The sequence below is a fragment of the Gluconobacter sp. genome, from assembly GCF_047723935.1.
Classification (GTDB): Bacteria; Pseudomonadota; Alphaproteobacteria; order Acetobacterales; family Acetobacteraceae; genus Gluconobacter.
This window is the reverse complement of the sequence record NZ_JBDOBO010000074.1, coordinates 1-10448: the sequence shown is the minus strand read 5'-3', so window position 1 is coordinate 10448 and position 10448 is coordinate 1. Positions and strand designations below refer to the sequence as shown.

General features: G+C 53.0%; 10 protein-coding genes. All 10 read right to left on the bottom strand.

The window, feature by feature from the left end; translation table 11 throughout:
* Positions 1–226, bottom strand: a 226-nt coding sequence (locus tag ABF979_RS14385; RefSeq protein WP_415560512.1) for a hypothetical protein, incomplete at its 3' end; no start/stop codon positions are given.
* Positions 226–1236, bottom strand: a complete 1011-nt coding sequence (locus tag ABF979_RS14380; protein ID WP_415560514.1) for a flagellar motor switch protein FliG — start codon at positions 1234–1236, stop codon at positions 226–228. The genes ABF979_RS14380 and ABF979_RS14385, both read right to left, overlap by 1 nt.
* Positions 1236–2915: a flagellar basal-body MS-ring/collar protein FliF gene (fliF, locus tag ABF979_RS14375; RefSeq protein ID WP_415560511.1), complete on the bottom strand. Its 1680-nt coding sequence runs from the start codon at positions 2913–2915 to the stop codon at positions 1236–1238. The genes ABF979_RS14380 and fliF overlap by 1 nt, the downstream gene beginning before the upstream one ends.
* A gap of 175 nt (positions 2916–3090) precedes the next feature.
* Positions 3091–3822 carry a flagellar hook assembly protein FlgD gene (locus tag ABF979_RS14370; RefSeq protein WP_415560510.1) on the bottom strand — a complete coding sequence of 244 codons (732 nt, stop codon included), beginning with the start codon at positions 3820–3822 and terminating at the stop codon, positions 3091–3093.
* A gap of 14 nt (positions 3823–3836) precedes the next feature.
* On the bottom strand, positions 3837–5156 hold the full coding sequence (locus ABF979_RS14365) for a flagellar hook-length control protein FliK (protein WP_415560509.1): 1320 nt from the start codon (positions 5154–5156) through the stop codon (positions 3837–3839).
* 208 nt (positions 5157–5364) lie between these two features.
* Entirely contained in the window at positions 5365–5715 is a 351-nt protein-coding gene (locus ABF979_RS14360; protein ID WP_415560508.1) for a hypothetical protein, read from the bottom strand.
* Entirely contained in the window at positions 5712–7289 is a 1578-nt protein-coding gene (gene purH, locus ABF979_RS14355) for a bifunctional phosphoribosylaminoimidazolecarboxamide formyltransferase/IMP cyclohydrolase (protein WP_415560507.1), read from the bottom strand. Before purH ends, ABF979_RS14360 begins: the two co-directional genes overlap by 4 nt.
* Positions 7286–7849, bottom strand: coding sequence for a metal-dependent hydrolase (locus ABF979_RS14350; RefSeq protein WP_415560506.1), 564 nt, complete (start codon positions 7847–7849; stop codon positions 7286–7288). Before ABF979_RS14350 ends, purH begins: the two co-directional genes overlap by 4 nt.
* Before the next feature lie 137 nt (positions 7850–7986).
* Positions 7987–8610 carry a bifunctional 4-hydroxy-2-oxoglutarate aldolase/2-dehydro-3-deoxy-phosphogluconate aldolase gene (gene eda, locus ABF979_RS14345; RefSeq protein WP_415560505.1) on the bottom strand — a complete coding sequence of 208 codons (624 nt, stop codon included), beginning with the start codon at positions 8608–8610 and terminating at the stop codon, positions 7987–7989.
* 12 nt (positions 8611–8622) lie between these two features.
* On the bottom strand, positions 8623–10443 hold the full coding sequence (gene edd / locus ABF979_RS14340; protein WP_415560513.1) for a phosphogluconate dehydratase: 1821 nt from the start codon (positions 10441–10443) through the stop codon (positions 8623–8625).
* Positions 10444–10448 lie beyond the last annotated feature (5 nt).

Genomic DNA, 10448 nt, shown 5'->3' with positions numbered 1-10448 from the left:
CTCTTTCTTGATCCATATTATTTTTTGATATTATTTTTCCTTCCTCAAAACCCTTACGATAGCTTTCTTCACATAAATCTATCTCTCTTTGTTTTCTCATCTCTATTTCATTTATTATATTCTTTTCGTCTTCATAATAAATTTTCTCTGAAAATGGCACCCTATCGAAATCCTCAAGATATAATGAATTTCGTAGCTCATTATTCTTTTTGAATTGATTATCCATCAAACTATCATTTCATTTCCAGGCTGCTCATGATCAATTAGATCAATTTCACCTCGCTCTATAAGATCTTTTGCAATAACAAGAATTTCATTTTGGGCAGTATCAACATCTTTGACACGAACAGGTCCCAAGTCTCCTATCTCATCCAAAAGGATACGACCCGCTCTTTCAGACATGGAAGCAAAGAAAGCCTGTCTCAACTTATCACTAGCGCCTTTAAGAGCTAATGGCAGACTTTCCCTAGGTATTTGATTCAAAAGAGTTATTAGACTTTCCGCCGATAGATTAACAAGTTCTTCAAATGTGAACATAAGACTCTTGATTTGTTCCGCATCCTCATGACTGCGCTCATCAAGAGCATCCATAAACCTACCTTCAAGACGCCGATCGAAATTATTAAATATTTCTGCGAGGACTTCGTGGCTGTTACGATTTACGCCCCTAGGAAGATTAGAAACAAATTCGGACCTTAACGTTTTTTCAATATTCTGTAGAATATTTTTTTGTATATTTTCTGTTTTTAACATTCTCATCATGATATCGAGAGAAAAATCTTCAGGAAATAGCGCCAATACCTTTGCTGCGTGGGACGGCTTCACTCTACTCAAAACTACCGCTACGGTTTGAGGATATTCATTTTTCAGATAATTAGCCAAAACTGTCTCAGATACATTTCCCAGCTTGTCCCACATTGTTCGACCAGCTGGTCCACGAATTTCCTCCATGATTGCCGCAGCTCGATTAGCAGGCAAAGCGTTTTTCAGCAGCTTTTCGGTACTCTCCAAATCACCTATAAGCCCCTCTGCTGAGCCAAGTCCTTGACTAAATTCATGGCAAACTCTTTCAACAACTGTTGCCGAAATCATTCCAAGCTGTGCCATAGCTGAGGAAATTTCTCTTATTTCTTCCTCATGCATCTGCTCGAAGAGACGAGAACAATTATCTTCTCCCAAAGCCATCATCAGAATAGCGGCTTTCTGAACACCAGAGATGTTTTTTTCGATGTCCATCATCGCGCCAATCCTCCCTCAGGTGGCATTAACCAACCTCGCACAAGTGCAATACTTTCTGATGGATGCGTCTCCACGAGATCTACAACTTTTTGTACAGAGGAGGCTCTAATCCGTCCTTGAACTCCATTTACCGACACCGTCTCTTCTTCCAGAGGCTCCGCGTTAACATAAGATGGTCCCGTCGAAGTGGGCAGCTGGTTCGAAGTCAGAACAACAGGATTATCTAGATTCCCTTGCTGTGATGAAATTCCAGATTGCAAGCCGACATTAGAGCCAGGTAGCGAAAGCAGAACTGAGTTATTCTGTTTGCCGACAGGGCGGAGCAATGGCCGAACCACGAAGAACAAGACCATGCCAAGACAGATCACAAATAATCCAAACCTTACGGCCTCCATTTGATTAGATCGACTTAAGAATTTTTCCCAGGCCGAAGCCGATGGCTTCATGTCTGTCTCGACATCATTGAACTTCATAGACATCACTGTCACGATGTCTCCACGGTTTTGATCAAAGCCAATTGCACTTTTCGTTAAAGCGGTTAGACGCGCCAGTTCTTCAGAATTTCGGGGCTGCCAGACTGTATGTCCCTTGCCGTCAGCTTGGCTAATTCCGTCGACCATCACAGCCATACTAATCCGCGAAATTCGTGGCTGATCCTGGATCAAAGTCCGGACAGTTTTACCAATCTCATAGTTGTTAGTTTGCTCTTGCCTACTACTCTGACTACCGCTCTGTTGTTGCCCGGCATTAGCATTGGGAAGGTTGTTGGAGACAGTAGTATTTGTATTTCCTTGCGTATTAATATTTTTTTCGTTTTTTGTTTGTTGCGAACGAAGAACCTGCTGATCGGGATCGTAGCTTTCTTGAGTCTCGCGCACCTTATCGTTATTCATCGAAATGTTCGTCTCAACACGGACATGCCCCGGGCCTAATGAGGCTCCAAGCAAATCTTCAACTTCCCGAGCCACACGTTGTTCTATTGATCTTCGCTGTTCTTCCGGAGACTGACCACCGCCCAGAGCCCCTTGTCCCTCTTTCAGTAGAACATGCCCCCTATTGTCTATAAGGGAAATATTTCGGGCATCGAGACCAGGTACCGCGGCGGAAACAAGATTTACAACTGCAGAGATATTCTCTTCATCCAAACGACGACCACCGTCCATGGAAAGAAGAACACTCGCCTGAGCACTCTGTTCGTCAGTTGAAAATAATTCTCTGTGACGCAGAACAAGGTGAACACGCGCATTCCGTACACCGTGTATAAGACGAATTGAGCGCTCCAATTCCCCTTCAAGAGCACGCGTCTCATTAATGGTTTGCTCGAACTGCGTGGCTGTAAAACCATTACCTTTGTCGAAAATTTCATATCCAACCGAACCGCCAGAAGGCAACCCGTTTTCGGCGAGCATAAGCCGAGCGCGGGCTACGTCATCTTCGGCCACCATGATCGTACTACCCTGGTCTTCAAGACGATATTTGATATGTGCCTTTGAAAGCTGATCTACTATTTCGCCAGCTTCGTGAGCTTCGAGATCGCGGTAGAGCAGTCCGGTCGTAGTATTCATGCCATGCATGACCAAGACGCCGAGCAGGATCAACATCGCTGTACCGACGCCACCTAGAGCAGCCAGGCGGGGCAAGCCCAGTTGTTTGAGATTCGTCAGAAGCGCTTTCACCGTTTGCTCTCTTTTCCCATGACCGGTGAGGCGTGGCCTTTACAAGCTGCTTCAGGAAACTCTTTCCGTTCTTGCCGCATGTACAAACCCTCCTCATAAACAGACTATCAATGAGGCTTAGTGTGGAACAAAAAGGTTAACACGCGCCTAACAAGCTTTTTGGCTGTCCCTTAAATCATGTTCCCGAAAAGCCCGTTAGATCGGTCATGTCGATCTTCGCTCCCCCCATATCGACATCAACACCTGTCGAAGTTTTTGAAACGCCCGTGACCAAGCCAGTTACCGTTGTCGGAAGTGCAACGCTGCTACCATCTGTAGAACTCCCTTCAACAGCGACGTTATAGGCGCCATCTGTTAGCTGAGTTCCACTGTTGGTAGTACCGTCCCATTTCCACGTGTTGACCCCTGTTGTCGCGCTGACTGTCTCTGACTTGACAACGGTGCCCGAGCTATCGGTCACCGCAATCGCCACGTCTCCTGCCTGAGGCGCAGTGAATGAAAGAGATGCTGCGCCACTCTGCAAGGGTAGGCTCGAACTGCTCGCCGTTGTCGTCTTGCCAATCAGACTCACCGCGGATGCCATCTGATTGTCCTGCGTCGCTGAAATGAGACTCGTAAGATTTGTATTGGTCTCAACCTGCTGCTGAACTCCCGCAAACTGGGCCAGTTCGGCTGTGAACGAATCTGTACTTGTTGGATTGCTGGGATCCTGATGCTGCAACTGAGTTGTCAGCAAGGTAAGGAACTGATTGAAATTCCCTCCCAGCGACGATAGGGAACTGCTTGAGCTACTTGCAGATGTCGACGCGCTGGAAGCTGAATTTGTTACAGCATTACTTTTTGCAGCTTTAATAGCCTGGCTCAAAAGAGACGTACTTGCTGAAGTACTGCTAATGGAAGAAACCATGATTTATTCCTATTCTAAACAGTAAAATCTACGACACTGCGTAATTTGCGGCGCTCGTGTCCAGATGTTGCATTTTGGGAGGTTTCACTATGAGAGACATTTGCTGAATGATCATCGTCGCCAAATCGGTTCTCATCAGAGGCAGATTCTAGGAATACTCCTTTTGAGAGACTGATCTGAATATTTGACGGAACCATCGAATTTAGATCAGGAATAGATACTGAATTCTGGTTTAACGCAGAAACCAAAGTATCCTGATTATCTTTTAGTGACTGATAGACTTCCGGATTATCCGTATCAATGTGGATACGGTTTTCTTTATCGGAATTTCCGCTGATCTGAACATGGACCTTCTCGTGTGATCCCACGCTCATCTCAATATGCGTTGTTGTAACACCATCATCAGTCTTTTGATACAAAAGTGGTTGCTGCGCAGATTTATGGGACGACTGCGTTTCCGAGAGACCTGTTTCGTCCGTATTTTGATCTGGAAGAGCCGAAAACTTTTCACTGGACGCTTCAGTGTCGTGAGCCTCGTCAGCAGTATTTTCTGTTTGGGGTGACGAAATAGTTTCCGTGATTACTGATATTTCAGAATGCTCATTCGTTGCCGATACGACTGTTGCCTCAGATCCAACCGCAAACTCTCCATTTTCTGGAGCAAGAGAATTATCACCCTCTTTTCCGGCATATGAGAGACTGGCATCCGTTATCGTCCCCTCAGAGAGAACGGATTGCTCTTCCGAAGTTTCAGGCCCCGACATTTCCGGCGTAGCGGGGACTGAGTTGGATGTCTCTGGTGCTGGCAAAGCAGATTCAAGTTCCGCAGAACTTGAAATCAGCTTTACTGCCGGCCCTGATTGTTTGACTTCAGGCTGAAGAGAAATATCTTCACGCACCTTTTGTAACGATACAGGCTGTGAACTATCCAGACTTTGATCCTGTGTCTGCATACTGGCAGAGCCCTGGCCTTCTGGCTGACTACCTTCCGAAGACGCCGCTTCGGTTACAGAATGGAATTCATCTGGAAGACCGTTTTCACTTGAAGAACGGGCAGAATCGTTCTTACCAGCGTCCTTTATATCCTGTTGTACTCCCGGAAATTTCTCCGATTGCGTCGTCGGATCGTTATCCAGGTAATGCTGCTTGGAAGGAGACAGTCTGCAGGTCTGCTGTTCCTGATTAAGCCGGGCGTGCGCCTGCGCCTTTGAATACACGTAGCTTTCGAGCAGATCATGGAAACGTTCATTGGACGCAAGCTGCGCCTCGGGCGCAATTGCACTGCGCGCCACTCCGACCGTCTGTAGCGTTACGGGTGTCGTGACCTGTGACAATAGATGTGCCTCCGGATCCGCTGAAGATTGGAAATCCGCGAATTTGATGGCACAAAAAATGTAAAGAAAGCGTTTAGCTTACGGAAGAATGCATGATGCAACTCACCCGCGGTGGGGATTTCCCGCCACGGGCTTCGCTGCCTCTCCGGATGGCCTATTGAAAATTACATGGTGGCCAGAGAGGCCTGAATCAGAAAACCGGCGACGATCAGGGACGAATGGCATCGTACGCAGGCGAGCCTGCAAACGGGCCGCGTGGGATTGTTGGCGCGCTTGGACAGACAGGCGGCGTTCCGTCCAGAGCCAGAGCTTGGACTGTATGGGTAGCCGTTGAAACCAGCCCTCTTACAGCCAGCTTCTGGTTCAACCGCACGCTTGCCAGGAATTCATCGGGCAGGATGACTGTCGTGCCATCACGAAGTTTGACACCCGTAGGCGTAATCCCCGAGACGATTCCCTGCGTCACTGGCAGAGGCGTCATATCATAAACGCAGGGAGCGGCCTTAGCCACGCAAAGAGAGGATGCCAGCAGCAGACTGACGAGAACGAACTGTTTCAATGTCTGAAATGCCTCATGCCAGTGAAAACCATGGCGATTCCCGCTGCATCTGCCGCGTCGATCACTTCCTGATCACGAATGGAACCGCCGGGCTGAATAACCGCCACGGCGCCGGCCGCCACGACACTCTCCAGACCGTCCGCGAACGGAAAAAAAGCATCCGAAGCGGCAACTGAACCCTGTGTCAGCGGCGTATGTTCGCCCGCTTCCTTTGCCGCATCCTCACTCTTGCGAGCAGCAATCCGTGCACTGTCAACACGGGACATCTGCCCTGCACCAATTCCGACTGTCGCGCCGTTTCGGGCGTAAATGACAGCATTGGATTTCACATGCTTGGCGACCCTGAAGGCGAATAGCAGGTCCTTCATTTCCTGTGGGGTAGGCGCCCGTTTCGTCACGACCCTGAGATCTGCTTCAGTCACACGACCTGCGTCACGCGTCTGGGCAAGAAATCCCCCCGCCACAGAACGGAACGCCAGACCTTCCGCCTCAGGGTCAGGCATGCCGTCTGTCAAAAGCAGACGCAGATTTTTCTTGCGTTCCAGAATTTCAACCGCTTCAGCGTCAGCATCAGGCGCTACGATCACTTCTGTAAAAATCTTGCTGATGCGCTGGGCCGTTGCCGCGTCCAGGGGGCGGTTAACCGCCACGATGCCTCCAAACGCCGAAACGGGATCACAGCGCAGAGCCGCAATCCAGGCCTGCTCCAGAGTCGCGGCGGAAGCGACACCACACGGATTCGCATGTTTGACGACCACAACTGTCGGCTCATCAAACTCGGCAACAGCTTCAAAAGCGGCGTCTGTATCATTGATATTGTTGTAACTCAGGGCCTTGCCCTGAAGCTGACGCGCGCTCGCAACCCCGAAACGCTGACTGCCGTCACGATAGAATGCTGCTTTCTGATGCGGGTTTTCACCGTAACGCAGAAGGTCGTCTCGTGTCCCGCTGAGTGTCAGCACGGGGGGAAGGATCTCACCCGCCTGCTTTACGAACCAGCGGGAGATCATGCTGTCGTAAGCCGCCGTATGGGCGTAGGCAGACGCCGCATAGGCCCGACGTTCCGCCAGAACAGTTCCCCCGTGCCCGACAGATTCGATAACTGCAGCATACTGCTTCGGGTCCGTCAGGATCGTGACATGATCGAAGTTCTTTGCTGCGGCGCGAATCATGGCGGGACCACCAATATCGATATTCTCGATACAGTCTTCGGCCCCGGCACCAGACGCGACAGTCGCGGCAAAAGGATAGAGATTCACACAGACCAGATCGATCGGCGCAATGCCATGTTGCGCCATTTGGTCAACATGGGCCGGAAGATCGCGACGCCCGAGAATGCCACCATGCACCTGGGGGACGAGGGTCTTGACCCTGCCATCAAGAATTTCGGGAAAACCCGTGTGATCGGACACATCCTTGACTGTCAGGCCCGCATCCCGAAGAGCCCTCGCGGACCCTCCCGTCGAGAGCAGTTCCGCACCGTGAGCGGCAAGTGCACGCCCCAGTTCGATCAGTCCCGTCTTGTCAGAAACGGAAAGAAGGGCGCGACGGACGGGGAGTCGGGTCTCAGTCATGATGAGAATGAAATATCCTTCAAAACATGTCCGCGCAACCGCGAGTGATGCGCAGAGGGAGGAACATGACCCGGAACAGGGCCATTTCCGGAAAATCCTGCCCAACCCAGAAGGCAGAGAATGGGCACAAGAAGCATGATTTCCCCGATTCCGCCAGTCCGGACATAGGGCCAGAGCGAAACCCGTGACCGGCTGAGAGGGGCAAGGAACTGACACCCTCCCGTCGGCAGGTCCGCGGCAATATGGGTTGCCATTCCGAGCAGAAGGGCACCCCACGGGCCATGCAGCCCCGCAGATCCTGCAAGAGCGTCCACCACGGCCGCCCCAAGCACGAGTATCAGACCCGAATGGGTCAGACCCCGATGCCCGAAAGTCTTTGCGAGAAAGCGGGAAAGAATCTTCAGACGGCTTCCCAGCATGGAACGCTCGGTATCGAGATCAGGAAGAAGGCTGCCCAGAAGCCCCGTACAGACTGAAAACGGCTCAGGCGATAACATATGCCAGCGCATGGCACACAGAACGGCAAAGCCGCCAATCAGCAGGTGGGAACGTCCAGTCACACGCCTTTATGATCAGCTTCCGCTTACGCCGCAAACCTTTTGTTCATAGAATGTTCTACCAGAAATCCTAACGACAGACTGTCACGGGCGCAGGCTGGTCCACACGCACCCGTGACGCAGAGGTCTGCTCCCGTCGATCAGACCTTTAGCAGTGCCGCTGCTGTTGCTCTCTGTCGGACCTTGTCCGCATCGAATGTTCCAGCCGTCACCCATGACCCTCCGACGCATGCCACGGACGGCAGAGCAAGCCACTCCGGCGCACTGTCTTCCGTAATGCCGCCTGTAGGGCAGAAACGGACATTGCTGCCGAAAACGCTGGCCAGACTTTTGAGAGCCGGAATTCCGCCGTTCGTCACGGCTGGGAAGAACTTGAAGCGCGACAGCCCCAGATCGAGCCCGCGCATGATGTCACCCGCATTGGCCACACCCGGCAGGAACGGAACATCATGCGCGACGGACGCCTTTGCGAGAGCCTCGGTCAGGCCAGGACTGACGATGAAACGTGCCCCTGCCTGCACGGCACGATCCATATCCGATGGATTGAGCACGGTTCCAGCACCAACAAGCGCGCCTGGCACTTTCGACATTTCCTGAATGGCCTCAAGGGCACACGGCGTCCGCAGCGTAACTTCAAGCGTCGACAACCCTCCGGCGACCAGCGCTTCAGCCATCGGACGGGCCTGGGCCACGTCATGGACGACCAGCACCGGCATAACCGGACAACGGCTCATGACGGCGTCAAGTTTGGCAGTATCGATCATGGGAAATCTTCCTTAGTGAATATCGTCGCCGACGGCCTCGATCACGCGATCCATCTGGGCCAGCATCGCAGAGCCGCCCGCTTCAGCCGGATCATGCACCGAACGCATCAGCGCGAACAACTCACGCCCCGTCCCCAGAGCCGGGAGCGGCGGGGCGACAGGCTTGCGGCTGTTCCATTCCGTCGCATCCACCAGAACCTCGATCTGTCCCGTCACAGCGCAGACCCGGATCCCGTCGCCATCCCGCACACGGGCGATCGGCCCGCCAACCTGTGCCTCCGGCCCGACATGGATGGCTGCCGGCACCTTGCCGCTCGCACCGGACATACGCCCGTCCGTCAGCAGAGCCACCTTGAAGCCGCGATCCTGAAGCACGCCCAGAGTCGGGGTCAGCTTGTGAAGCTCGGGCATGCCGTTGGCTTCCGGCCCCTGGAACCGGACGACCACAACGACATCACGTTCCAGCTCGCCGTTCTGATAGGCCGTGATAACGTCATGCTGGTCCTGAAAGACCCGCGCAGGCGCTTCAACCGTCAGATGCTCAGCCGCAATAGCGCTGCTCTTGTAGATTGCACGCCCCAGATTTCCCGTCATCAGACGCATACCGCCATCCGGACGGAACGGCGAAGACACGTCCCGCAGGATATCCGTATCGGTCGAGGGCTTCGCATGACTGTAAACGAGTTCCTCGCCCTCAAGGGAGGCACGGCGGGCGTAGTCGGAGAAGCCGCCACGGGAAACCGTCAGGATGTCCTTGTGCAACATCCCCGCACGCGTGAGCTCGGCGATGACGGTCGGCATGCCCCCAACGCGATTGAACGCATTCACATCTTCGGACCCGCTCGGATAGACACGGGTGATCAAGGGAACGACAGACGACAGACGGCTGATATCTTCCCAGTCAATCTGAATTCCGGCTGCGCGGGCGATGGCAGGCAGGTGAATCGAATGATTGGTCGATCCGCCCGTAGCGAGAAGGCCAACCGCCGCATTCACGATGGCTTTTTCATCCACGCAGTGCGCCAGCGGACGCACGTCCTCACCATTCAGACCGATTTCCGCAAGACGATGGATTCCCGAGCGCGTCATGGCCTGACGCAGTTTCGTATTGGGATTGATGAACGCGGAATCCGGCATCATCAGCCCCATGATCTCGACCATCATCTGGTTCGTATTGGCAGTACCATAGAAGGTGCAGGTGCCCGGGCTGTGATAGGATGCGTTTTCCGCCTCCATCAGTTCGTCCTGACCAACCTTACCCTGAACATAAAGCTGCCGGATGCGCTGCTTTTCCTTGTTCGGCAGGCCGGAAGGCATCGGGCCGGCGGGGATCAGCATGGTCGGCAGATGGCCGAACCGCAGCGCGCCCATCAGCAGGCCTGGAACGATCTTGTCACAGATCCCCAGAAGCGCCACGCTTTCGAACATGCCGTGGCTCAATCCAACCGCAGTCGACATCGCGATCACATCACGGGAGAACAGGGACAGCTCCATGCCTTCCTGACCCTGCGTCACACCGTCACACATGGCCGGAGCGCCCCCCGCGACCTGAGCCGTCGCACCGACTTCTCGGGCGAACAGCTTGATCTGCTCGGGATAGCGGCCGTAAGGCTGGTGCGCCGAAAGCATGTCATTATAGGTCGTGATCACACCGATATTGGTCCCGGTAGGACGCATCAGTTCCGGCTTGTCAGGACTGGACGCCGCGATCGCGTGGGCCAGATTGCCGCAGGCCAGTTTGGGCCGGAGTACACCCTTGGCGCGATTACGCTCCATGAGGGCAAGATACCGGCGCCGGGAGATTTTCGAACGCTCGATGATACGGGCAGTCACACTCT

Excerpts from the sequence above, each read along its gene's own strand:
- ABF979_RS14370 (WP_415560510.1), bottom strand. The coding sequence starts at position 3,822 with ATGGTTTCTTCCATTAGCAGTACTTCAGCAAGTACGTCTCTTTTGAGC.
- purH (WP_415560507.1), bottom strand. The coding sequence starts at position 7,289 with ATGACTGAGACCCGACTCCCCGTCCGTCGCGCCCTTCTTTCCGTTTCT.
- ABF979_RS14380 (WP_415560514.1), bottom strand. The coding sequence starts at position 1,236 with ATGGACATCGAAAAAAACATCTCTGGTGTTCAGAAAGCCGCTATTCTG.
- eda (WP_415560505.1), bottom strand. The coding sequence starts at position 8,610 with ATGATCGATACTGCCAAACTTGACGCCGTCATGAGCCGTTGTCCGGTT.